The organism is Clostridium saccharobutylicum DSM 13864 (assembly GCF_000473995.1).
GTDB lineage: Bacteria > Bacillota > Clostridia > Clostridiales > Clostridiaceae > Clostridium > Clostridium saccharobutylicum.
The window spans coordinates 4028189-4052053 of the sequence record NC_022571.1 but is presented as its reverse complement, the minus strand read 5'-3'; the positions used below and the strand labels follow the sequence as shown (position 1 = coordinate 4052053).

The following is a 23865-nucleotide window of genomic DNA, read 5'->3' as shown; positions in this document are numbered from 1 at the left end:
AAGACCTATAGCCATATTCTAAATGCAATGCTTACAAAAGAGTACCTTTACTTTCTGGTATGGAAACACATTCTAATTATAAGTCTTAAATAATATCTAGCCGAAATAGAGGTTGTGCATTTGTTTCGGTTACTGAAAATTTTGATAGATGTTTCTAAGACTGCAAGTTGTACCCGCAATGAGAATAGAGCATATGTGAATCGCAGCCGAAATTAGATACATATTTGTAATAAGGAAGTGTATAATTCAAGTCTTAGTAATATTTTGCAATATAATCCTAATAAAATATTTTATTTTTCCAATGTAAATTCTTCTAATACTTGCATAGCAAATCTTGCATTAGGGTAAGTTATAGAACCACCGCCAATAACTCCAATCTTTATTGCTTCCATAATTTCGTCTATGTTAGCTTTAGCATTTAAACAACCCTCTATATGATAACAAATACACTCATTACAACGGCTAACTACTGAAATGGCTAATCCCATAAGTTCTTTATGCTTTTTATCAATAGCGCCAGCAGAATATGTACTATCATCCAATGCTCCAAAGTCTTTAAAGAAATCATCAGTCTCTGTAAGTTTCAAATTATATTTCTTTCGATATTCTCGCATTTCTTTACTGTTCATAGTTATTCCCACTAGTATATTATTATTTTATTTCACAAAAATTTACAATTGTTTATGCAGTTAATTATATACTACATAACTATAAACATTCAAATATTTAACATAAATAATAAAGTTCTTTAATTTTGAAATAAGATTATAAAAAATTTGTGTTATAATGGAATATTAGTAAGTAATAAGCAAGAGAAAGTTTTTGAAAGAATAAAAAATTATTAAATAAAACAAATAGGGACAATGTATACTTTAAATGATAATTTGTGCTTTGGATGTTTAGAAATAAAACTTGATGAAAATCATAGAATCATAAAAATATGTGATTATAATAAAAATGTTAGTGAATTAATTAAAATCAATATATAGGTGCATTGATTGATTTATATAGTCGATTTAATACTAAATTTTCATGCTTGCCAGAGAGAACTATAGCAATAGAAGATAATAAATTTTAAATTTCAAGGTCAATAACACCAATTTCAAATAAATGAAACATAGATTGGTAATAATGGGAGGAAACTTATGTTAGAATTGAGAAATGTAAAAAAAAAATTTAAGAGTAAAATTGTTTTAGACGGTGTATCTTTTAAAGTTGATAACGGACAGTGTGTAGCACTTATGGGACCTAATGGTTCAGGTAAGACAACTACAATTCGAGCTATATTGGGTTTGATAAGTATTGATGAAGGAGAAATAAAGCGTGACTTCTCTGTAAAAAGAGAGGTAGGAGTAATGCATCAGAATGATTATTTTCCAGATAATTTAAGAGTGGCGGAAACTATAGAATTGCATAAAAGTTATTATAAATCAAAAGTAGATACAAATTATTTATTAAAGATTATTGATTTAGAAAATGAAAAAAAGGTCTTAGTTGCAAATTTATCAGGTGGTCAAAAAAGAAGATTATCATTTGCTATTTCAATAGCATCTGATCCTAAAATACTTTTTCTTGATGAGCCAACAGTAGGAATGGATGTGCAAGCATGCAAAGCTTTTTGGACAAATATAAAGAAGATTAAAGAAAAGCAGAAAACAGTTTTTGTAACACTACATCATTTAGATGAGCTAAATGATTATTGTAACAGATTTATATTTTTAAAGGATGGAAAAATTATAAAAGATGTTAATAAATCAGAACTTGTTAGTACAAAAATAATTATTATATCTGGTAATGAAGAAGAAGTTTCAAATGTTCAGCAGGTATTAGGTGGAAACATTGAAGATGATAAATTATATATATGTGATATGAAGAAGCGAGATTCTATAATTGATTATTTAAATAAGAATAATTATAGATTTGAGGAGAGATTCAAAAAAGTTAAAGATATATATCGTGAATTATATATGTAAAGAGGAGATGATGGTATGAGGAAAATTATAAGTTATGAGTTTTTGAAAATAATACGTAATAAGAGATTTATTTCTTTTTCATTAATTGTTCCATTGATTTTCTATGTTATATTAGTTACTATTACAAAGGCTGAAAGTGGAAATAATCAATTAATTACTATATTTGCAGTTTTATGTTCTGTTTTTGCTACTATAGGTGGTGGGATAAATACATTAAGTAGCCGTGTCGCTAGAGAGAAGATGTATATAGGCAATGTATTAGTTACAACACCGTATACGCCAGCAAAATTTATAATTACTACTACTTTAGTACAGACTTTATTAGGGTTTTTAATTGAAGTAGTAATTGTTCTATTTGGTGCGGTAATATACAGACTTAACTTAAACATACAGTTATTAAATCTTGAATTAATTGTTTTATGTTTGAGTATATTTTATGTTTTAATTGGTTTATGCCTTGGAATCTTATGTGATTCAGTTACATTACAAACTTTATCTTTCCCTATATATATATTAGCGATGGCAACCAATGCAAACAAGGTAATATGGCCTCAGGCGCCAGATCTTTTAATTACTTTAGAAAAGATATTGCCAGGATATTATGCAACTCAGGCAATTATAGATGTTTTTAATTATACATCATATATTAGTGATCTTTTAAAAGTATTTATTTATATTTTTATAATGATGATAGTTGCTATAGTTATATATAATATAAAGAAAGATAGCATTGTTGCAAGATAAATGAGGAAAGAATTTTTAAAATATAATATTCAAATTAAAGAGTATATTTGAATGTAATTTTAAATTATATGTTGTTGGAGATGTTGTGTCATATATTTCTTAATTAAAAAACATAAAATAATAAAAGTAAGATAGAAAATTAATTTATCTTACTTTTTTGTATTAAAAATAGTTAAAAGAATTATATTATCAAACAAATTCTAAAGTTATTAAAATTTAACATAGATTACTGCTAATATACGAAAATGTTTAGTGAATTTTAATTTGCTAAATATTATTAATTCAATATATTTAGTATTGCGTGGAATGAAATATTTATGTTTCTAGACTCTAAATCAATTAATTATATCAATTCAAAAGTCTTTAAAATTTTGTTTAATTACATCCGCCTATAGATATCCAATTTAAGAACTAAACTTATTTGTAGTTAATATCGTCACTAGAAATCATATATATATTTGTGAAAGAGGCATTTGAAATTGAGCTGTTGAAGATTCTTAATGGGAGCTTGTTACATTTACTGCTTGTCAAAATGAATATTTAGAACATGCAGAAATGGATACAAGCTCCCATTTAGAATCTTCCAGCGAAAATTTCATAAGTCCAATGGAACAAATATATATATGATTTCGGTGAGTTACCACATAAGTTTAGGTTATAAGTTATCTGTTTATAGCTATTCAATATAATTAACTTCTAAAGGATTTCTATCAACTATCTTCTTATATTTATATTTTGGATATCCAACCATGACCGCTCCTGTTATTACTTTATCTTTAGGAATATTGAATAGTTCTAATAGTGGTGAGTATCCTGAAAATGCACACATTTCAAATAATCCAGCAAAGCAGGAACCGAGTCCAATTGTAGGTGCGTATAATTCAAGATAAGAGAATGAAAATAGTGTATTTTCTCTTCCATTTCTAAAGTTCTTTGGAGCTGTGGCTAGAATAATATGTGGTGCACTACGCAAAATTGAATCTATTCCAGTATCTCTATAATTTTTGACATGTCTTGGAAAGGACCAATGGTAAGGCTTATCAAGCTGTTGTTCCATCCATTCAATTATAACTTCAGTTGCTTTCTTTAATATTTCTTTATTATCCACAATTACATAAGAAATTCCTTGGCTGTTGCTAGCAGTAGGAGCATAGTGTGCAATGTTTACTAATTCTAGTAGTTTTTCCTTAGGTACAGGGGTATCCTTATAGCAGCGTACTGAACGACGAGATCTAAGAAAATATTGTGCAGTTTTTGAATCCATAACTGGAAGGTTGTCCGAATTTGCTTGACTACTTGAAGGAGATTTGACATTATCAAGTGCTCCATTAGGACATGCAGCAACGCAATGACCACAACCAATGCAGTTACTTTCACTAGTTACTGCAGTAGGACCATTTTGGGTCATGGACAAAACTGCACATGGGCATACCTTTGAACAAATCCCGCATTTAATACATTTAGATTGATTTACATTTATTAATTCCATTAATATCACTCCTAATTATTTGGAAATTATAGATTATATTTGAAGTTGTTATGATAAAATATAATTTATACCATTATGCTATCAGTATCAAGTACGCACTTTTTAGGAACATGGTTACTTATTGTATACTTAAAGTAGAATGTGATAAAGTAAGTTTACATAAAAAAGGAGTTAAAATGATAGAATTTAAAGGAGTAAAATACAATTGTTCTATGGAATTAACATTAGATGTCATAGGGGGAAAGTGGAAGCCGATTATAATTTGGCACCTTGGTAAAAAAACTATGAGATTTAATGAACTTAAAAGGACTTTGTCAAGCATAACTCAAAAGATGCTTACACAGCAACTTAGATCATTAGAAGAAGGTGGATTAGTTAATAGAAAGGTTTATACGGAAATTCCTCTTAAAGTAGAATATTCTCTTACTGATCGTGGGAGAAGTCTGTTGCCAATATTATCAACGTTATGTGATTGGGCTATTGATTATGCTAAATTATATGAGAATGATAAGGCACGTGAAAATAAATAACAAGTCCAATTCATCATGGATATTTTTTATCAGGCAAGGAGGTGAATTGTCCTCATAGCGAGCCTATTAGGTCAATTTACTTACGCAGCATGATGGAAATATTAGATTATTTTTAGAATAAAAAGAGATAGCGTGGGTGATTGAAAAAACGCTATCTCTATTTCTATGTTTAGGTTATCATGCTTTCATCAACATTATTGACTATAATTTAAAACAATATACAATAATGGGGAAAAGTATTTAATTAAATTTTAAAATATATATATGATTTCGATGAGTTACCACATAAGTCTAAGTCTTGATTTGGATATCTATAATTTATCCAATAACACGTGTATATATTATTTCTGCTGTTTCTTTTGCAGAAATATTGCTTACGTCAATTTTTTGTGTATCCATTTCAAAATAATTTTTTAATCTTGGAACACTTCTTTCAATAACATCTTTATTTCTTATTTTTTGTTTAATATCTTTTGTAATTCGTGCAATTAATGATTGTTCTGAACATACGAGAGAAAATTTATATAATATACAATTATGTTTGTTTAATCTGGACAATACATCATCAAGAATACTTTGTTCATGCATTACCCAACAGAAAATAATATTTTTATATTCTGAACAAGAAATAAAATTATTTAGAATATAACTAATATTATCAATAACAATCTTTTTTGTTTCATCGGTCACAATAAAAGGGGACATATCCCAACACCAATCACCGTCAAGAAAAACACAATTAGGTAACATTTTTTGCAATTCTTTGCTTGTTGCTGTTTTTCCTACTCCCATAGTTCCATTTATGAAAACAAGATTTTTCATGATTTTATCTCCTAACATTTAAGTTAGGCACATGAAAGAAAATAACAAGTCCAAAATGCCATGATTATTTTGTGCCAGGCAAGGAAGTGGATTTGTCTAATAGCGGGCTATTAGAGGAATTCGCTGACGTAGCATGATGCAAAATAGGCTTGGCAGATGGACTTGCTATTTTTTTCATGTGCCTTAATCTTAGTTTATTTCAATATAACAAAATTTATTTTCATGATATTTAATAAACTTTTCAAAATCTATAGATGATATACCAATTGTTGCTGTATTAACATTTGGATGAAAGTTTAATAATTTTTCATTTTTTAAATCATTATCGATTAAAATTATTACTTCCTTGTTAATATCATTTATTATACCAAATGGAGTAACAGAGCCACGTGTAAGCTTTAGGTATTTATATAATCTATCTTCAGACGCAAATGATAAGCGTGTAGATCCTATTTGTTTAGCCAACAATTTTAAATCTATGCTTTTATTTTCATCTAAAATTACAAGGTAATGAATATCGCCTTTTCCATTTCTAAGAAAAAGATTCTTGCATTTTCCTCCAGGAATCAATATATCTAAATCTTTGGCTTCATCGATTGTATATATTGGTTTATGTTCATATCTAACATATTGAATTTCTAATAAATTTAAAATATCATATACATTTTGTTCGTTTCTCTCTATCATATTTATCTCAACTCCAGTTTGTGAAAATTTTATATAATTACTTGTTGTTTAAAAAATGGCTATGTTAATGAATAGTGTTAATAATCTAGTATATATTGAACGAACTTACATTTAGAGCCTAAACAGCTTATTTTCAAAGGCCTATTACACAAACATGTATCTAATTTCTATGTTTGTGATATATTAAATTCTCAATGAGTGGAACCATGTAATTCAAGCTTTATTAAAATTGTGTGTATTAATCATTAAATGAAATGATAAATGTTAAACCAAAAGCAATTGAAAATTCTCTAAATAAATCTATATTTGAATGTCTGAATGTATAATCGAAAACATAGTTTAGAATGCTAAATAAAATAAACAAAGCAATAAATTTAAACAGCCTTTCTTTTAGTTGAACCGATTTTAACTTTCTTAAATTCAAAATAGTAATTAATGGTATGCATGTAACCACTAAAAGCACTAAATAAAAATAGAACATCCCAAATGTTGAAATAATATTATTTTCTATATTGTTGTAGATAATAAAAAGCATAATTATAGTACATATAATAAATAACCATGCAAGAAATTTTGAGAAGGACAATAATATATTTCTATTCACTACATATTCCTCCTAAGTATAAATTTTACATTATTTTTACATAATAATTTACAATTATTCATTTAGTTAATTATATATTACATAACACAAGTATTGCAATGCTTGACATAACTATATAAAGTTCTTTAATTTTGTGTCAAAATGACATGCTAAAGTTGATACAACCAGATATTTAGAACATTTCAGCGATATTTTCATAGTCCTACGTAACCGAAACAAATGCATAACCTTTATTTCGGTAAGTTACTATATAAATTTAAATCTTGATTTGGATATCTATAATTCTATCCTATTGAGTAGTAACATCTTTATTTCAATATGTATTTATTGATAAACGATAAATATATATTGCTATTTAATAATTGAGATGGTATATTAATAATAGGAAATTTTACAAGGAGATGTTTATTTATGAAAAATCATTTAACAATAAATATTAGCAAAGTAATTCTTAATTTAATGTCGGTTGTATTATCATTTTTTTAGTTTGCTCTTTATTTGATATATTAAGTGGAAAATTTACACAAAATATATTGAGTACATTTATAATCTGCTTAATATATTTATTAATAATTTTAGATTTACGTAAAATTATATATAGCACAAATCTAACACCTTTTTGCTCTAGTAATGTTAAGCGATTTAAGAATATAGGATATAAAATATTTTTAATGGCTATTATAGATGGAGTTACAAATTTGCATGTTAAAAGCTACTTTACATTTTTGGAATCAGAAAATGCGTCTCTTAAAGCAAGTTTTTTTATGTATTTATTATTAGCGTGTGTAGCTTTTGTTCTGGCGGAAATATTTGAAAAAGCAGTTGAAATAAAAAATGAAAATGACCTTACTGTTTAAAGCTATATTAGTATATTATTGAAATTGGAGGTTGGCTATGAATGCTAAATTAAGAGAGAGTTTAAAAAGTATTAACACAAGATTAAGTTATTTATTAAAAGACAGTTTAAAAAGTATTAATACAAAATTAAGTTCTTTATTGAAAATCAACGATAAGAAATTAAATATTTTTCTAGAGGTTATTTATTATATAGGTTTGATTGGACTTATAGGTGCTATATTTGTGTACTTAATGTTTTATAATTTTGTTTCTATTAAACCATTAGTGTCTATGTTACTTTTCTCTATTGTTGCTTATTGTTGTGTTCTTGGAATATGTAGAGAACTAATTAAAATAAATAGTACTTTAATTAGTAAAGCTCCATTTGTGATAGAGAATGTAAAGAGGATGCAGAAGATATCAGTATATTTATTTATAATTTCAGCTTATGTTTTTACTAAAGATTGGTTAAAGTTTAAAGCACATATTTTTGCTTATAACTTTGATAAAACTGGTTTAAATACTGATGCAGAAGGATTGATTTTTGTTTTAGTTGGATTATTTGTATTAATTCTTGCGAAGATATTTGAAAATGCAATTAAAATTAAAGATGAGAATGATTTAACTATATGATGGAGGAGAATATGGGAATTATAGTGAACTTGGATGTAATGATGGCAAAAAGAAAAATTTCCCTTTCAGAGTTAGCAGAAAAGGTTGGAATTACAAATGCAAACTTATCTATCTTAAAAAACAATAAAGCGAAAGCAATAAGATTTTCTACACTTGAAGCTATTTGTCGCGAATTGCAGTGTCAACCTGGTGATATATTAGAATATGAGGAATGATATTAATTGGGGCTGTATTGTATAAACTATTATTCAATAATTAAAGGTATCATAACCATATTTAAAAGAATTAAAATTATTTTTATAAGAGTAAATAATAAGATCGAGTTAAAAAAAGAAAATAAAAACTTAATTTCGTTTCATAATTTAAATATAGATTTATATAAATATGAAGTTATTATACTTGAATTGCTAAAAGTAATTTGATTTAATTTTATTAGAATATGTGGTGCTTTACGTGTAAATCTGGTTTACATGCAAAGTACCACATGTTTTTTTATTCTTTATGAAATTATAATGCAATCAAATTTTTGGATAACTTTTAGAAGTAGACGAAACTCACAGTCTGCGAAGCAGATTATTTATCAAAGAAAATATTAACGTATTTAATATTTTGAAACAATGATTATATTTTAAAGGAGATAAAGTTAGTGGTTACGTATTTGAGAATAGTTCTAAAAAATTCTTTCCGGCAGATGAAAGATAACCAGTTTTAGACCATATTATAGTTATCTGAGTTGATAATTCTTCATTGTTAATTTCTTTATAAATTATATCTGAAGATCCTATTAATTTTATTGCGGATTTTGGAACTATAGCGATTCCAAGTCCTGAGTTTGCCCAAAGCAAAGAAGTTCGTGCATCATCATTTTTACAAAATACATTTGGATTAAAGTTTAAATCGTGGCAAGCTTTAAATATTAATCTTTCGAATCTTCTGTAAAATATTAATGGTTTATTTTCTAATTCTTTAATGTCAATAACTTTACTATCAGTCCAATTAAGATCTTTTACCATCGCTGCAGTCATAGGTTCTTTTTCTAAGAAAATTGAATTTATTCCAGAATTATTGAATGGAGTTCTAACAATAGCAATTTCAATTATGCCCTTATTTAATAATTCCAATAGTTCATACGTGTTTCCTTCATGAATTTCAAAATTTATAAATGGGTATTTATCGTGAAATATACTTAACCTGCTATCTAAAAGTGATGCTCCAGATGAAGAGACAGTACCTATAGATAAAGTTCCAGAGATTCCTTGTTTAAAGTCTTTTAATTCATCAACAGTAGATTTAGTTAGAGATAATATTTGTTTAGCACGTTTATAAAGTATAACTCCTGCATCAGTTAGTGTAATGCTGCGGCTTCCCCTTTCAACAAGTTTTACACCTAACTCATCTTCTAAATTTTTGAGTTGGTAACTTAAAGGTGGCTGGGCAATATGTAGCTTTTTAGCAGCACTTGTTATTTGCCCTTCTTCTGCAATTACATAGAAATATTTCAATTGTTTAATATCCATTATATTCACCTTTTGATATATAAAAAATATATGGCAAGCATATATATTATGTATTTTTTATATAGATTTCTTTTTGATATAATAATAAATGAAATTTTATAAATATACAATATAGATATCCAACAAATATTTTAGACTTATGTAATAGCTAACCGAAGTATAGAACAACTTCTGCTGTTAGAAATCCACTATCCTTTTCTCTAGTAACCATAGCAACAGAGCACCCTTTCTTTCGGTTAGTTACCACATAAGTCTAAATTACGGTTTGGATATCTATATTAAGATTGGAGGATAAACTTTGAATAATATATTAAAATTAGTAAAGCCCTATAAGAAACAAGTTATATTAGGGCCGATATTTAAATTGCTTGAGGCAATATTTGAAATATCAATACCTACAATAATGATTCTTATAACGGATAAAGGTATAGGAACTGGAAATATTAATTACATATTTGAGATAGGATTAATAATGCTTGTAATGGCAATTTTAGGGGTGTTATCATCTTTTACCTGTCAATATTTTTCTTCAATTGCTTCACAGGGATTTGGAACAGCCCTTAGAAATGAGATGTTTAAGAAGATAGGAACTTTTTCATATAATGAGATTGATGATTTTGGAACACCATCTCTTATTAATCGTGTAACAAATGATGTAAATCAACTTCAATTAGGCCTTGCAATGCTGATAAGACTTGCAATAAGAGTTCCTTTTCTATGCATTGGCGGAATTATAATGGCTATGTATCTTGATATTAAATTATCTTTAATAATGTACTTATCAATTCCATTTTTTGCTTTTGCAATATATCTTATTATGAATAAATCTCTTCCTCTTTATAAAGTAGTTCAGAAAAAACTTGATAAATTAGCACTTATATTAAGAGAAAATCTATCTGGAATAAGAGTTATAAGAGCATTTGCCAGAGTGGAAGGCGAAAAGGTAAGATTTAAAGAATCAAATGAAGAACTTGCAGGTACTGCAATTAAAGTAGGAAAAATATCTGCACTTATGAATCCTGTTACAAGTATAATAATGAATTTTGCACTTATGGCAGTAATTTGGTTTGGTGGAATAAGAGTAAACGTGGGTGCAATGACAACAGGAAAGGTTATAGCTTATATTAACTATATAAATATGGTTTTATCAGCTCTTATAGTACTTGCTAATCTTATAGTTACCTTTACTAAAGCAGCAGCTAGTGCAGCTCGTGTAAATGAAGTATTTAATACAGAACCAAGTATTAAGTATAGTGGAAATAGTGTATTTGGTAAAAATAGTGATAAAGATGTTCCAATACTTAAATTTGATAATGTATCTTTTTCTTATAAGGATTCCAAGGAAGATGCTATAAGTGATATATCTTTTGAAATAAAAAGGGGACAAATGGTTGGAATAATAGGTGGTACAGGTTCAGGAAAAACCACTTTAATTAATTTAATACCTAGATTATATGATACTACTAAAGGTGATATTTTAATAAATGGAACGAATGTAAGAGAGTATAGTAAAAAAGAACTTGATGATAATATAGGATTAGTTCCTCAAAAAGCTGTTTTATTCTCTGGTACTGTATCAGAAAATATAAGATGGGGAGCTCAAAATGCAACTATGAATGAAGTTAAAAAGGCAGCTGAAATTGGAATGGCAGCAGACTTTGTGGAAAGAATGCCTGAAAAGTATGATACATATATTTCTCAAGGTGGTGTTAATTTTTCAGGAGGTCAAAAGCAAAGACTTACCATAGCAAGAGCTTTAGTAAAAAAACCAGAAATATTAATTATGGATGATAGCTTAAGTGCACTTGATTATGCTACAGATGCAGCGCTTAGACAAGCTCTTAAAGAAAATTCAGAAGGCACAACTGTAATTATGGTTACTCAAAGAATAAGCACTATAAAAGATGCAGATTTAATAATTGTCTTAGATGATGGAAATCTAGCAGGAGTTGGAACTCATGAAGAATTGACTAAAGAATGCGGTGTTTATAAAGAGATATGTAGTTCTCAAATTACAAAGGAGGCTATGTAAATGAAAAAAAGTACATTTTCTAGATTAATAGGTTATGTTTCAAAATACAAAGGTTATATGTTTGCGTCTTTGATATTTGCACTAATAAGTAATGTGCTCATTGCATTTATGCCATTAATAGTCGGAAAGGCGATTGATAAAATAATTGCTGAGGGGAAAGTTGATTTTGATGGTTTAATTAAGACTATTATAATACTTGGAGTAATTTATGTAATAAGTGCCTTATTTACATGGCTCTTTACTGTAGTTGCTAATATTGTGGCTTATAATACAGTAAAGGATCTTAGAAATGAAGCATTAGATAAGATAAGTACTCTGCCTTTAAAGTATTTTGATATAAATCCTCATGGAGATATTATAAGCAGACTTACAAATGATATGGATAACATTTCTGATGGATTGTTTCAAGGTATAACACAATTTTACCCAGGTATTATTACTATATTAAGTTCACTTATTTTAATGGCAAGTTTAAGTTTTAAATTAACTGCTGTAATAGTGTTAATGACACCTTTATGTTTTCTGATTGCTTCTTTTATTACAAAAAGATCTAATAAGATGTTTAAAGAACAACAAAAAACTTTAGGAGAATTAAACGGATATATAGAAGAAATCATAGGAAATCAAAAAGTAGTAAGACTTTTTGGATATGAAAAAAGGGCTGAGGGAAGTTTTGGAGAAATTAATAAGAGACTTTATAAATGTGGACAACTTGCTCAGTTTTATTCATCACTTACAAATCCAGCAACAAGGCTTGTAAATAATGTTACATATATTTTAGTTGGCTTGGTTGGAGGAATCCTTTCAGTTATAAGTGGATTAAGTGTAGGTGTAATTTCAAGTTTTTTAACTTATTCAACTCAGTTTTCACAACCAATAAACAATATAACAAGTGTGGCTACTCAGCTTCAAGCAGCACTTGCATCTTGTGAAAGAATATTTTCTGTTATAGATGAAGAACCAGAAAAAGCAGATTCTAAAGATGCAGAAAATATAACTGGATGTGAAGGAAATGTTAAGTTTGAAAATGTATCTTTTGCTTATGATAAGAAAGTACCACTTATAGAAGACTTTAGCGTAGATATAAAAAAAGGAAGTACTATAGCTATTGTAGGACCAACAGGTGCTGGAAAAACAACAATGGTAAATCTGCTTATGAGATTCTATGACTTGGACAAAGGAAAGATTATTATAGATGGTAAAGAAATAAATCACCTTACTAGAGATAGTCTTAGAAATCAATTTGGTATGGTACTTCAAGATACATGGCTTTTTGAGGGAACTATAAGGGAAAATATATCTTATGGTAAACCAGATGCCACTTTAGAAGAAGTTAAGAATGCAGCTAAAGCAGCGTATATTCATAGCTTTATAAAAAGACTTCCTGATGGTTATGATACTATGATTACTGAATCTGGGGGAAATCTTTCAGAAGGTCAGAAGCAGCTTTTAACTATAGCCAGAGTAATGCTTATAGATCCACCAATGCTTATTTTAGATGAGGCAACAAGTAGCGTAGATACAAGAACTGAACTAAAAATACAAAATGCTTTTCTTTCAATGATGAAGGGACGAACAAGTTTTGTTATAGCTCATAGACTTTCAACAATACGCGATGCAGATATAATACTTGTTATGAAAAGTGGTAAAATAGTAGAAAGAGGAAATCATGACGAGCTTGTAACTAAAGGTGGAATTTATACAGATCTTTATAATAGTCAGTTTAAACATCAATTACAATAATAAAATTGATGAGGTAAAACCAATAGTTTATGAATATAATTAATATAGGTTCTGGTCTTAGCTATAGGGTTCCGCAATGAGAAACCCTATATAAATCAGCTAAATAGGTAGCAATTGTAGTATAAAACATAAATTAAATTCTTAAATATATAAGAGGTAGAAAAATGAAACGTAATTATGCTGACAATAAAAATAAGAGCAAAAACATTAAGAGAAAAAGAATTATTATATCTAGTATTATAGTTGGATTATTTGTAATTATAGGAGGAGCAGTTATTGCTCAAAAGTTCTCATCAAGCAAGCAAGCTGTACAAGCTGCTGATAATAATTCAGTGCAAAATCAAGATAAAGATTCTTCACAAAACAGCAATGATAATTCTGTAGATAAAGAAAGTGATAATAGTGTAGAAAATGTTGCATATTTAGAAAAGTATATTGATCAACAAATTAAAGGGCAAAAACCCGATGGAGTTGATGGTAAAAAAGTTGCATATTTGACTTTTGATGATGGTCCATCGGAAACTGTAACTCCACAAATTTTAGATATTCTTAAATCTAAAAATGTAAATGCAACTTTCTTTCTTATAGGAAAATACGTTGATAAAGATGAAGCAAGTAAGGATTTAGTAAAGAGAGAAATATCAGAAGGTAATGCAATAGGAATTCATTCTTATTCGCATGATTATAGCTACTTATTTCCAAATGGAAAGATAAACTTGGGAAATTGTATGTCTGATTTTGATAAGACAGATAAAGCTTTAAAAGGTGTTTTGGGACAAGACTTTTCAACACGTGCAATTAGATTTCCTGGAGGGCAAGAGACATGGAGTAAAAAGGACCCACAAGGAGCTGAAGCCGTGGACAAGGCTTTACATGAAAAAGACTGGCATCAAATTGATTGGAATGCATTATCAGGTGATGCAGAAAGTGGTCATAAAGATGCAGCACAGCTAACTCAGGAAGCTATTAAAACTATAGGTAATAGAGAAAAGGCATTAATATTAATGCATGATACTTATGGAAAAGAAGAAACAGCAAAGGCTTTACCAGGAATAATAGACTATTTAAAACAGCAAGGATATGAATTTAAAACTATAAAATAATTAAATGTTAAACTATAAATCATACTTATGTGGTGAATAACCGAAATTGAATACATTTTTGTTCCACAGGACCATGAAATTTTCACTGAAAGGTTCTAAGTACAAGGTAGTACCATTTTTGCATGTTCCTAATATAAAAGCTCACAGAGAAAGTTCGAATAACGAAATGTAAAATTTCGATTCTCACTTTTAGGACAAGCGAGAAATGGTACTACCTTGTACAAGAACCTTCACAGTTTAATTTCAATGGCTGTTTCACAAAAATGTATGCAATTTCTAGTATGGAAGCATATTCTAATTATAAGTTTAATTCTTAAATTGAGTATCTATATTTTGTAACATTGAGAGCAGAAATGCTCTCTTTTATTGTTTAAATATAGAATATAACTAAAGAAGATTATTTTGAAGATATGTTTTTAAGATTTCATATGGTATCTTAAAATTATCAATGATTTCTACAAGTTTAACATTAGATAGATAATAATTATATAGAAATTACTTAATCTTAAAGTGGTATAATAAATCAAGAACTTATATAATATAGTTTATAATAAACAAAAGCTAAATGAAATCAGTTTAAAGCACAACCAAAAAATAATAAGGTAATAGATTGTTTATTTTGGGGCATACTGCGTTATCAAGTTTAGAGTGTGACTACTATGAGCAAGACTTTGTTAATTAGTTAACACAAAATACACGTTGCCTCTTTTAGAACTATTATTTCTTCTTATGTGCTAACAGGTAATTAAATAAGGATAGAAGGAGAGTTTTTCATGACAATAGAAAAGAATACGATATTATATTTTTCAGGGACAGGCAACAGTTTTCAGGTGGCTAGAGATATAGATGCTGAAATAGGAGACTTTGATTTGTGTCAAATATCTTCACTTATAACAGAAGAAAAAATAAAAGTTGAATCAAAGATACTTGGAATAGTATTCCCTGTGTATTATGCACGTTTGCCGCTGATAGTAGAAAAACTTGTTAACAAACTTGAAATTAGTTCAGATACTTATATTTTTGCAGTAGCAACTCATGGGGGAGGACCTGCTAGTGTGTTGGTTAAGTTGAAGAAAATGCTACAAAATAATGGTGCAGTTCTTAATTCAGGTTTCTTAATTCATATGCCAGGAAATAATATTTGTGCATATGCTCCTAGTTCTATTGAGAAACAAAATAAGCTTTTTGAAAAAGAATCAGAGAAAGTTAAAAAGATAGCAGATATAATTAAAGAAAGAAAAGATTCTAAGTGTGAATGTAGTAAATTAATAGTCGATACAGTAATTGATAAACTTTTTATTAAGGTTACCGATAAGATAATGGACAATTTACATTCAAGAGATGAGAAGTTTTGGGTTAATGATAATTGTACTAGCTGTAAATTATGTGAGAAAATTTGCCCAGTTAATAATATAGAATTTAATTCAGACAAACCAACATGGAAACACAATTGTGAAATGTGCATGGCTTGTATTCAACATTGCCCTAAGGAAGCAATTCAATGGGGAGATAAAACCGAGGCAAGAAAGAGATATAGAAATCCTAATTTATCATCTAAGAAAATAGCAGAAAATTAATTTTTATATAGATAAGCAGCTTATAACTTAAATTTATGTGGTAATTCACCGAAATCATATATATATTTGTTCCATCGGACTTATGAAATTTTAGCTGGAAGATTCTAAATGGGAGCTTGTGCACATTTCTGCATGTTCCAAATATTCATTTTGACAAGCAGTAAATGTAACAAGCGCCAATTAAGAATATTCAACAGCTCAATTTCAAATGCTTCTTTCACAAATATATATATGATTTCTAGTGTAGATATTAACCACAAATAAGTTGAGTTCTTAAATTTATGTGGTAATTAACCGAAAGTAAGGATACTCTGTTGCTCGATTGCTATAGAATATGGCTATGGATTTCTAACAGTAAGATTTGCTCAATTCCCGCATGTTCCCCAGACAAGCTACACAAGCAATAATTGAACAACTTTTACTGAAGAAATACCTATAGACTAAGCACTTTTTTTCACGTGTCTAGTCTATAGGTATAATTTTAATTCATGGTACCTTTTAATCTATTTAACTGTTTCTTCAGCTTTACTTACCATATCTGAGAGTTGTTGAGTAGGTGGATTATATGGGTTAATCCAACCTTTATTTACTGTTAACTCAGTAAGTGCTGAATGACCACCAACCACCTGATTAAGACTAGATGAATAAAGTGCTCTTAATTCTGGTGTTGTACTTGTTATTGTTGCATTTAGATAAGCATCTGCAGCACTTTTACCAGATGCAAGCATATTTCCTGCTATAATTTCATCACTTATATCAGTAGTGTTTTGAACTATGTTGCTTAAAATAGTTGACATAGCATCTTACCTCCTTTATGATCTTGTAACGTTATTCTCATTAATAAATTGTTGTAGACCTTTTATTCTACCTTCGGCTGCCAATATACCTGATTCTGTTTGCTTTTTTAATTCATCATCTTTTATAAGGGCGTCCATTGTCCTTAAAACTGCTAAGCCATCGCTCTCAAACTTTAATAATCCTGTTAATGAAATTACTTCACCTTCAGCAAGTTTTCTCATATTCAACCCTCCATTCTATATTTATTGATTTCCGTATTAGTATATGTAATTTACATTATATTAAACTTGTGACTTATATTATGTGCAAGGAAAAACAAATAAAAAATTCCAATGCCATATTATAAGTGGAATTATAATATGGCATTGGAGTTTTTTGTCTTATTATTATTGATTGTCATTTGTCTCAATAGTACCTTCAATGGCATTCCCACCAGTAAACATGTTTCTATAAAAATATTTGGTTTGAGGAAGACGAATTGAAACTTGTGTATAGTCGAATATGTATTTTGTGCCTTCAATGGGATTTTTTCCAGAAATCATATTCATTCCAGTTAAATACAAAGCTTCTGCATAAGCCCTGGCGTCTTGATAAACTGAACCTAACATTTGTCCTTTTTGTATTAATTCTTTAGCTGGTGGAGTAGCATCAACTCCAACAACTGGAATTGTTTTTGAAATATCTCCATTATTATAACCGTATTCTTGTAAAGCTTTAATAGCACCAAGAGCCATTGTATCGTCATTTGCAATTATTACTTCAATTTGATCTTTATATCTTTCATATAGTTGCTTGGTAGCATTATAAGCTAAATCCTCACGCCAGTCAGCAATTAATGCTACTTGTTGTGCTGAAATTCCAGATTTATCAATAGTTGAAACAGCTGATTTTGTTCTTTGCAGTGCTTCTGAATTATCAGCTTCGCCTTGTAACATAACATATTGCATTATTTTATCGTTATTTTTATCAATATATTGACTGCTAGCATTCCATGCATCAATAACCATCTTTGCTTCAAGAGCGCCAGCTTGAGCTCCATCTGTACCTATATATATAGCCTTACCATAAGATTTTATAGGTACTGGTGAAACAGGTTCTCTATTGAATAATATTACTGGAACATTGTGTTCCTTGATTCTATTCATAACATTTTGAGCATTTGCTCTGTCAACTATATTTAATAATACAAGGTCAACACCTTCATCTAATGCTTTTTCAATTTGTGCATTTTGAACTGATTGATCTGATTTTCCATCATAAAAAGTATATTCAACTTTGCCAGAGTTTTCATTTTGAACAGCTTTTAAATTGTCAGCGATTTCTGCTATAAAATCATCATTAAAATCTAATAAAAATACAGCTACTTTAGCAGGCGCGGTCTCTGCTGATACAATTTTAATATTTTTTTTATTAAGGTTTATTAACAAGCCACTCATTAAAAATAAGATTGTAATAAACGATAATGCCCTCGTTAGTGTTTTCATTCTTACCTCCATTGTATAATACATTTGATAGAATAAGTGTATTTAATTAATTACTTGTATATATATCCCAAAATAGAGGGGGAGAAATAAACTATAATACTTATTAAATTAAAAAATATGAGTTTTTCAATTATTAGTTAGGATCTTCACTGGTACCTTCAATTGCATTCTCACCAGTAAACATATTTCTATAATAATACTTATTTTGAGGAAGACGAATTGAAACTCGTGTATCATCAAGTGTATATTTGGTATTTTCAACAGGGCTTTTTCCAGCAATCATGTTCATTCCGGTTGCATACAAAGCATCTGCGTAATCTTTTGGTAATTGATAAACTGAACCAAGCATCTCTCCCTTATCTATAAGCTCCTTAGCATCTGGAGTTACATCAACACCAACGATAGGTATTGTTTTTGAGAGGTCTCCTTTATTATAGCCATATTCCTGCAATGCTTTAACAGCACCTATAGCCATTGAATCATCATTTGCTATTATAATTTCAATTTGATCCTTATATTTTTCATATATTGTTTTCATAGCATTATAAGCTAAATCTTCACGCCAGTCAGCAATTGCAAGTGCAACTTGTTGTGTTTTAATACCAACTTTTTCAATTGTTGAAACAGAATATTTTGTTCTTTCTATTGCTTCAGTATTATCACTTTCACCTTCTAACATAACATATTGCATTATATTATCATTATTTTTATCAATATCTTTATTGCTTGCATTCCAAGCATCAATAAGCATTTTTCCTTGGAGAGCACCAGCTTGCTTTCCATCTGTTCCTATATAAAGTGCTTTGCCATAAGATTGTAAAGACACTGGTGTAAGTGGTTCTCTATTGAATAAAATTACAGGAAGGTTGAATTCTTTGATTCTATTTATAACTGTTGCGGCATTACCTCTATTAACTATATTTAATATTATAAGATCAAAGATACCTCCATTTAGAGCTTTTTCGATTTGTGCATTTTGCGTAGATTCATCTGATTTAGCATCATAAAAAGTATATTGAACTTCATCTGGATGTTGCTTTTGAATCTCTTCTAAGTTTTGACGAATCTCTGAAATAAGGTCATCTGTAAAATCTAACAAGAATACAGCTACTTTCGCAGGTTTTGTTTGTGCAAATACAGTTTGTATATTTCTTATATTAAGATTTATTGATAAATTACTTATGAAGAATACGATTGTAATAAGTGATAATATTCTTTTTAGTGCTTTCATCCCTGCCTCCGTAAATATTCATATAAAATGCTTTACAATTAATCTAATTATTAAAATATTTTTTAGATTGTTTTAATTGTAGTATGCGTGTAATTATTAAAAATATTCGAAAGTAAGATTTTGTTAATTATGTATTGGACGATTACTTTTTAATTTGAAGTAGTTATCTAAATATGTTACTATAGTAAATATATTGTAATAATTTGTATTAATGTTAATTATTTATGGCTAATGGAAAAAACTATATATAAATTTAATAGAGAAAGTTAAAGTATGGTATAAAGGAATAGTTTTAGTTTTAGTTGGAGTTTGAGTTGGGGGGAATCATATGAAAAACTATTTAGGGGTAGTTGTTTGTGAAAATTTTGTTAAAGAAATGAAGCTTATAATACAAAATAATAATATAGAAGATGTTATTGTTGTACCATTTGTATCTCAATGTAAGAGAAATAATAAGAACAGTAATGATTTAATTCAAGCTATTATAAAATGTGAAAAGAAATGTGGTAAAATAATTGTTTTAGGTGGTGCTTGCTGCAAAAACTTAGATAAGTTTTTTAAAACAGAGAGATATAAAATAAAAAGATTTAAACATTGTTTTGAAATGATTGTTAATAAAGATATTGTGGAATATTTTATTAACCAGAAATCATATGTTGTTTCATCTGGATGGCTTGAAAATTGGAGAAAAAATGTTGAACAAATGAGAGCGTATAAAGAAAGTGGAAAAATGCTTTTTTTGGATTCAGCGAGGAAAATAACACTTTTAGATACTGGGATATATGAAAATAGCATGGATAAACTTCAGGAATTTGGGGAGTTTGTAAATTTGCCTTATGATTATATTCCTGTTGGGATGGATTTTGCTAGTTCGCTTATATCAAACAATATTTTAGAATGGAAATTAGAAGCGGCTAAGAGGAAAAATATTGATTTATTAGCAAAAAATAATTCCAAGCTTGCAGATCAGGCTATAGTGTTTGAGCTTTTATGTGAGTTAACATATGCAGTGACAGAAAAAGAAGCTATTGAGAATGTAGTGAATTTATTTGATTTATTTTATGAATCAGAACGGTCTGTTTATATTCCATTTAATGATGATAATTCAATAGAATCAAGTAAAGAATTATATGATTTTGATGGAGAATGTGTATGGAATGATACAAAAAATGGATTCATATTGAAAATAGCGTATAAAAATAAAGTATTAGGAATAATGAAAATTTATGGAGTTGAGGACGTAAGCAAAAAAGAATATTATATGAATTTTGCAATGATTATTGGCAGAGTGTGTGGTCTTTCAATTTCAAATTCAAGAAGATATGATAGACAAAAAGAAGTAGAAAAGCTGCTTAATCAGGAAAACGAAAAAACATCATGTATTTTAAGCAGTATTAATGAATGTGTGAGTGTAGTTGATTCTGAATATAAATTTATATACAATAATTGTGCTTCACGTAAAATTTTAAATGTAGATAAAGCAGTAGATAGAAATATATTTGATTTTATTCATCCCAAGCACCATGAAAATGTGTTAAAAACACTAAAAAATTTATTATGCAATAAGGAAGAAGTATGTTTGCGTGAAATGGAGTTAACGCCTCATAATAAAGAAAGTATTTTGGTTGAAACATCGTCTAGAGCGATTAAATATGATGGAAATTGGTGCATACTTAATGTTAGTAGGGATATTACAGAGCGTAAAAGAGCTGAAGAACTTAGAGAGAAGCTTATAGAGCAAAGCAAATTATTAAATGAAACGCTAGAATATGATAGATTGAAAAATGAGTTTTTCGCAAACTTATCACATGAACTTAGAACGCCGTTAAATGTGCTATATAGCACACTGCAATTATTAAATATAACATCCACAGATGAGAATGAGGAAAGAGTTAAGAGATATTATAATATTATGAAGCAGAACTGTTTCAGATTATTAAGACTTATAAACAACCTAATTGATGCAACTAAAATAGATTCTGGTTTTTATAAGATTAATCTTAAAAATCAAGATATTATTTCAATAATAGAGGATATAGTATTATCTGTAGTGGAATATGTTAATAAAAATGAGATAGAAATTATTTTTGATACAGATCTAGAAGAAAGAATAATGGCTTGCGATGCTGATAAGATTGAAAGGATTATTCTTAATCTCTTATCTAATGCCATAAAATTCACTCCAAGTAATGGTAAGATTTTTTTGAATATTAAAAATACTGAAAAAACTATTTTAGTATCCGTAAAAGATACAGGAATTGGAATCCCAATTGAAATGCAAAAAAACATTTTTAATAGATTTGTACAGGTGGATAAATCACTTTCGAGGAATAGAGAGGGAAGTGGTATTGGTCTTTCGCTTGTTAAATCACTTATAGAATTACATGGTGGCTCAATTTGGGTTGAAAGCGAATGTAATATGGGTACTGAATTTATCTTTGAACTTCCAGTTCGAATTTTAGAAAATCAAGAATATGATATTAGAGATGTTAGTATTGCGAATGAAGATAAGATACAGAGAATAAGTATAGAGTTTTCGGATATATATGATTAAATGAAAAGAAGTTAGTATTTTGAAATGCTTGTTATTTTTGTAATTAAAAGTTGGGTTTTGGTTAATGAATGGTGAAACATATCACAAATAAATCCTAACTTTATTAAAATGGGATATATAATTATTAAAGTAACTTACCATATAAAAATCAATATGGTAAGTTTTTTATATTGTGTATATAATATAGTAATGTAAAAAAATTAATAGTAAAGTCAATTATATAGATAGAATAAATTGGAATTATTTTGAAATATAATAAAGTAAGTTTGTATTTACTGTATCAAGATAAATAAGTGAGAACTTAAGATTAAAGGAGAGTGTATTATGGATATAAAAGTTATAAAAGGAAATATGAATTATATAAATGACTGTGAAGATGCATTAGTAAATTCGGAATTAGGGAAAAGATATTTTTCAAAAGAGGGAAGTGCCAGAAAATCATTAGAAGAGGGGATTATTAAAGGCGAAATATATATTGCAATAGATAATAATAATAGCTGTAAAGGATTTATATGGATTATTCTAAATGGAGCATTCCACTCTTTTCCTTATATACATATGATTTTTGTGAAAAGCGAAAGTCGTGGCAATGGTATAGGTAAAAGACTCTTGAATTTTGCAGAGAGTTTTTGCTGTGAAAATTATTCAAAGCTATTTTTAGTAGTAGGTGACTTTAATTCGGATGCAAGGAGATTGTATGAAAGAATAGGATATTTTGAAATAGGTGACATACCTAATTTGTATAGAAATGGCATAACAGAATGTCTGATGATGAAGTCAATAGAGTAACGTAAAGTAATCCCCTTACTTTCTAGTATGGAATGCATTTTTTCAATGTAATCCTCCACAAAAGAGTACCATTTTCTTTTGGATTAGAATATGTTTTAAAAGAATAAATCACACTTATGCTTTAAATATATATCCAAAAGTAGAAACCAATATGTATCCAATTTCTTTGTTTGTCATATATTAAATTCTCAATGAGGAACCTTATAATAAAGGATAACAATAAATTGTTAGAAAAAGCACAACTATTCTTAGTAGGATTGAGTGCTTTTTCTTTTTTTTATTATCTATATTAATGTAAAGAATATTAATCATAATTTTTATAGATACCCAATTTAAGAATTAGACTTATAATTAGAATATGCTTCCATATTAGAAATTGCATACATTTTTGTGAAACAGGCATTGAAATTGAACTGTGAAGGTTCTTAGTGCAATGTTGTACCATTTTCTGCTTGTCCTAATTTTATATTAGGAGCATGCAAAAATGGGCACAACCTTGTACTTAGAACCTTTCAGTGAAAATTTCATGGTCCTGTGGAACAAAAAAGTATGCAATTTCGGTTATTCACCACATAAGTATGATTTATAGTTTGGATATCTATAAAGATATAAAGAAGTATGATTAAACTTCAATATCTACATATTATGACAAATTAAATCAAAATTACAATTTTACAGTATTGAATAAAAATTGAAATGTATTAAAATATAATTTAGA

General features: G+C 28.3%; 23 protein-coding genes. 13 read left to right on the top strand and 10 right to left on the bottom strand.

The genetic code is table 11. From position 1 onward, the window contains the following. Window positions 1–290: 290 nt before the first annotated feature. Entirely contained in the window at window positions 291–629 is a 339-nt protein-coding gene (locus tag CLSA_RS17775) for a carboxymuconolactone decarboxylase family protein (RefSeq protein WP_022748398.1), read from the bottom strand. 234 nt (window positions 630–863) lie between these two features. Between CLSA_RS17775 and CLSA_RS24420 the strand changes: the two genes are divergently transcribed. From CLSA_RS24420 to CLSA_RS17765, 3 genes are all read left to right on the top strand, one after another. Further along, entirely contained in the window at window positions 864–989 is a 126-nt protein-coding gene (locus CLSA_RS24420; RefSeq protein WP_022748394.1) for a hypothetical protein, read from the top strand. A 156-nt stretch (window positions 990–1145) separates the two neighbouring features. Continuing rightward, window positions 1146–1973 (top strand): ABC transporter ATP-binding protein, encoded by an 828-nt coding sequence (locus CLSA_RS17770; RefSeq protein ID WP_022748390.1) that lies wholly within the window; start codon window positions 1146–1148, stop codon window positions 1971–1973. Between the two features lie 15 nt (window positions 1974–1988). Beyond that, the gene (locus CLSA_RS17765) at window positions 1989–2717 is read left to right on the top strand and encodes an ABC transporter permease (protein ID WP_022748386.1); all 729 of its coding nucleotides are present in this window, start codon (window positions 1989–1991) and stop codon (window positions 2715–2717) included. A gap of 676 nt (window positions 2718–3393) precedes the next feature. Here the strand turns inward: CLSA_RS17765 and CLSA_RS17760 are convergent. Further along, window positions 3394–4206: a nitroreductase family protein gene (locus tag CLSA_RS17760; RefSeq protein ID WP_022748382.1), complete on the bottom strand. Its 813-nt coding sequence runs from the start codon at window positions 4204–4206 to the stop codon at window positions 3394–3396. Window positions 4207–4382: 176 nt separating this feature from the next. On the opposite strand from CLSA_RS17760, the gene CLSA_RS17755 reads away from it, so the two are divergent. Continuing rightward, on the top strand, window positions 4383–4736 hold the full coding sequence (locus tag CLSA_RS17755) for a winged helix-turn-helix transcriptional regulator (protein WP_041716333.1): 354 nt from the start codon (window positions 4383–4385) through the stop codon (window positions 4734–4736). Between the two features lie 318 nt (window positions 4737–5054). On the opposite strand, the gene CLSA_RS17750 is transcribed toward CLSA_RS17755, so the two are convergent. From CLSA_RS17750 to CLSA_RS17740, 3 genes are all read right to left on the bottom strand, one after another. Next, window positions 5055–5558 (bottom strand): AAA family ATPase, encoded by a 504-nt coding sequence (locus CLSA_RS17750; RefSeq protein ID WP_022748374.1) that lies wholly within the window; start codon window positions 5556–5558, stop codon window positions 5055–5057. Between the two features lie 189 nt (window positions 5559–5747). After that, window positions 5748–6245 carry a prolyl-tRNA synthetase associated domain-containing protein gene (locus tag CLSA_RS17745; protein WP_022748371.1) on the bottom strand — a complete coding sequence of 166 codons (498 nt, stop codon included), beginning with the start codon at window positions 6243–6245 and terminating at the stop codon, window positions 5748–5750. Between the two features lie 238 nt (window positions 6246–6483). Further along, on the bottom strand, window positions 6484–6849 hold the full coding sequence (locus CLSA_RS17740) for a hypothetical protein (RefSeq protein WP_041716332.1): 366 nt from the start codon (window positions 6847–6849) through the stop codon (window positions 6484–6486). Between the two features lie 533 nt (window positions 6850–7382). On the opposite strand from CLSA_RS17740, the gene CLSA_RS22670 reads away from it, so the two are divergent. The 3 genes from CLSA_RS22670 to CLSA_RS17725 are packed head-to-tail and all read left to right on the top strand — an operon-like array spanning window position 7383 to window position 8534. Then, the gene (locus tag CLSA_RS22670; protein ID WP_158380596.1) at window positions 7383–7706 is read left to right on the top strand and encodes a DUF2975 domain-containing protein; all 324 of its coding nucleotides are present in this window, start codon (window positions 7383–7385) and stop codon (window positions 7704–7706) included. A 37-nt stretch (window positions 7707–7743) separates the two neighbouring features. Further along, window positions 7744–8319: a DUF2975 domain-containing protein gene (locus CLSA_RS17730; RefSeq protein WP_022748363.1), complete on the top strand. Its 576-nt coding sequence runs from the start codon at window positions 7744–7746 to the stop codon at window positions 8317–8319. 11 nt (window positions 8320–8330) lie between these two features. Further along, the gene (locus CLSA_RS17725) at window positions 8331–8534 is read left to right on the top strand and encodes a helix-turn-helix domain-containing protein (protein WP_022748360.1); all 204 of its coding nucleotides are present in this window, start codon (window positions 8331–8333) and stop codon (window positions 8532–8534) included. 435 nt (window positions 8535–8969) lie between these two features. Here the strand turns inward: CLSA_RS17725 and CLSA_RS17715 are convergent, their stop codons facing one another. After that, window positions 8970–9836: a LysR family transcriptional regulator gene (locus CLSA_RS17715; protein WP_022748357.1), complete on the bottom strand. Its 867-nt coding sequence runs from the start codon at window positions 9834–9836 to the stop codon at window positions 8970–8972. 298 nt (window positions 9837–10134) lie between these two features. Between CLSA_RS17715 and CLSA_RS17710 the strand changes: the two genes are divergently transcribed. The 4 genes from CLSA_RS17710 to CLSA_RS17695 all read left to right on the top strand — a co-directional run bounded on the left by CLSA_RS17710 (window position 10135) and on the right by CLSA_RS17695 (window position 16291). Then, the gene (locus CLSA_RS17710; protein WP_022748353.1) at window positions 10135–11868 is read left to right on the top strand and encodes an ABC transporter ATP-binding protein; all 1734 of its coding nucleotides are present in this window, start codon (window positions 10135–10137) and stop codon (window positions 11866–11868) included. After that, window positions 11869–13611 carry an ABC transporter ATP-binding protein gene (locus tag CLSA_RS17705; RefSeq protein ID WP_022748350.1) on the top strand — a complete coding sequence of 581 codons (1743 nt, stop codon included), beginning with the start codon at window positions 11869–11871 and terminating at the stop codon, window positions 13609–13611. Window positions 13612–13775: 164 nt separating this feature from the next. Next, window positions 13776–14714 carry a polysaccharide deacetylase family protein gene (locus CLSA_RS17700; protein ID WP_022748347.1) on the top strand — a complete coding sequence of 313 codons (939 nt, stop codon included), beginning with the start codon at window positions 13776–13778 and terminating at the stop codon, window positions 14712–14714. 773 nt (window positions 14715–15487) lie between these two features. Next, window positions 15488–16291, top strand: coding sequence for an EFR1 family ferrodoxin (locus tag CLSA_RS17695; RefSeq protein ID WP_022748343.1), 804 nt, complete (start codon window positions 15488–15490; stop codon window positions 16289–16291). 503 nt (window positions 16292–16794) lie between these two features. Here the strand turns inward: CLSA_RS17695 and CLSA_RS17690 are convergent. From CLSA_RS17690 to CLSA_RS17675, 4 genes are all read right to left on the bottom strand, one after another. After that, entirely contained in the window at window positions 16795–17088 is a 294-nt protein-coding gene (locus tag CLSA_RS17690; protein ID WP_022748340.1) for a spore coat protein, read from the bottom strand. 15 nt (window positions 17089–17103) lie between these two features. After that, window positions 17104–17310, bottom strand: a complete 207-nt coding sequence (locus CLSA_RS17685) for a YvdQ family spore coat protein (protein ID WP_022748336.1) — start codon at window positions 17308–17310, stop codon at window positions 17104–17106. A gap of 165 nt (window positions 17311–17475) precedes the next feature. Further along, window positions 17476–18573, bottom strand: a complete 1098-nt coding sequence (locus CLSA_RS17680; protein WP_022748333.1) for a galactose ABC transporter substrate-binding protein — start codon at window positions 18571–18573, stop codon at window positions 17476–17478. 133 nt (window positions 18574–18706) lie between these two features. After that, window positions 18707–19804 (bottom strand): galactose ABC transporter substrate-binding protein, encoded by a 1098-nt coding sequence (locus tag CLSA_RS17675; RefSeq protein ID WP_022748329.1) that lies wholly within the window; start codon window positions 19802–19804, stop codon window positions 18707–18709. Window positions 19805–20132: 328 nt separating this feature from the next. Between CLSA_RS17675 and CLSA_RS22255 the strand changes: the two genes are divergently transcribed. Both CLSA_RS22255 and CLSA_RS17665 read left to right on the top strand, forming a co-directional pair. After that, window positions 20133–22358 carry a PAS domain-containing sensor histidine kinase gene (locus CLSA_RS22255; RefSeq protein WP_022748326.1) on the top strand — a complete coding sequence of 742 codons (2226 nt, stop codon included), beginning with the start codon at window positions 20133–20135 and terminating at the stop codon, window positions 22356–22358. Between the two features lie 324 nt (window positions 22359–22682). Continuing rightward, window positions 22683–23147, top strand: a complete 465-nt coding sequence (locus CLSA_RS17665) for a GNAT family N-acetyltransferase (RefSeq protein WP_022748323.1) — start codon at window positions 22683–22685, stop codon at window positions 23145–23147. Window positions 23148–23865: the final 718 nt, after the last annotated feature.

What these genes read in the sequence shown, in the direction of transcription:
- CLSA_RS17725 (WP_022748360.1), top strand. Translation starts at nt 8,331, where the DNA reads ATGGGAATTATAGTGAACTTGGATGTAATGATGGCAAAAAGAAAAATT.
- CLSA_RS17730 (WP_022748363.1), top strand. Translation starts at nt 7,744, where the DNA reads ATGAATGCTAAATTAAGAGAGAGTTTAAAAAGTATTAACACAAGATTA.
- CLSA_RS17695 (WP_022748343.1), top strand. Translation starts at nt 15,488, where the DNA reads ATGACAATAGAAAAGAATACGATATTATATTTTTCAGGGACAGGCAAC.
- CLSA_RS17750 (WP_022748374.1), bottom strand. Translation starts at nt 5,558, where the DNA reads ATGAAAAATCTTGTTTTCATAAATGGAACTATGGGAGTAGGAAAAACA.
- CLSA_RS17665 (WP_022748323.1), top strand. Translation starts at nt 22,683, where the DNA reads ATGGATATAAAAGTTATAAAAGGAAATATGAATTATATAAATGACTGT.
- CLSA_RS17700 (WP_022748347.1), top strand. Translation starts at nt 13,776, where the DNA reads ATGAAACGTAATTATGCTGACAATAAAAATAAGAGCAAAAACATTAAG.
- CLSA_RS17685 (WP_022748336.1), bottom strand. Translation starts at nt 17,310, where the DNA reads ATGAGAAAACTTGCTGAAGGTGAAGTAATTTCATTAACAGGATTATTA.
- CLSA_RS24420 (WP_022748394.1), top strand. Translation starts at nt 864, where the DNA reads ATGTATACTTTAAATGATAATTTGTGCTTTGGATGTTTAGAAATAAAA.
- CLSA_RS17770 (WP_022748390.1), top strand. Translation starts at nt 1,146, where the DNA reads ATGTTAGAATTGAGAAATGTAAAAAAAAAATTTAAGAGTAAAATTGTT.
- CLSA_RS17775 (WP_022748398.1), bottom strand. Translation starts at nt 629, where the DNA reads ATGAACAGTAAAGAAATGCGAGAATATCGAAAGAAATATAATTTGAAA.
- CLSA_RS17760 (WP_022748382.1), bottom strand. Translation starts at nt 4,206, where the DNA reads ATGGAATTAATAAATGTAAATCAATCTAAATGTATTAAATGCGGGATT.
- CLSA_RS17690 (WP_022748340.1), bottom strand. Translation starts at nt 17,088, where the DNA reads ATGTCAACTATTTTAAGCAACATAGTTCAAAACACTACTGATATAAGT.
- CLSA_RS17675 (WP_022748329.1), bottom strand. Translation starts at nt 19,804, where the DNA reads ATGAAAGCACTAAAAAGAATATTATCACTTATTACAATCGTATTCTTC.
- CLSA_RS17705 (WP_022748350.1), top strand. Translation starts at nt 11,869, where the DNA reads ATGAAAAAAAGTACATTTTCTAGATTAATAGGTTATGTTTCAAAATAC.
- CLSA_RS22255 (WP_022748326.1), top strand. Translation starts at nt 20,133, where the DNA reads ATGAAAAACTATTTAGGGGTAGTTGTTTGTGAAAATTTTGTTAAAGAA.
- CLSA_RS17755 (WP_041716333.1), top strand. Translation starts at nt 4,383, where the DNA reads ATGATAGAATTTAAAGGAGTAAAATACAATTGTTCTATGGAATTAACA.
- CLSA_RS17765 (WP_022748386.1), top strand. Translation starts at nt 1,989, where the DNA reads ATGAGGAAAATTATAAGTTATGAGTTTTTGAAAATAATACGTAATAAG.
- CLSA_RS17745 (WP_022748371.1), bottom strand. Translation starts at nt 6,245, where the DNA reads ATGATAGAGAGAAACGAACAAAATGTATATGATATTTTAAATTTATTA.
- CLSA_RS17680 (WP_022748333.1), bottom strand. Translation starts at nt 18,573, where the DNA reads ATGAAAACACTAACGAGGGCATTATCGTTTATTACAATCTTATTTTTA.
- CLSA_RS17715 (WP_022748357.1), bottom strand. Translation starts at nt 9,836, where the DNA reads ATGGATATTAAACAATTGAAATATTTCTATGTAATTGCAGAAGAAGGG.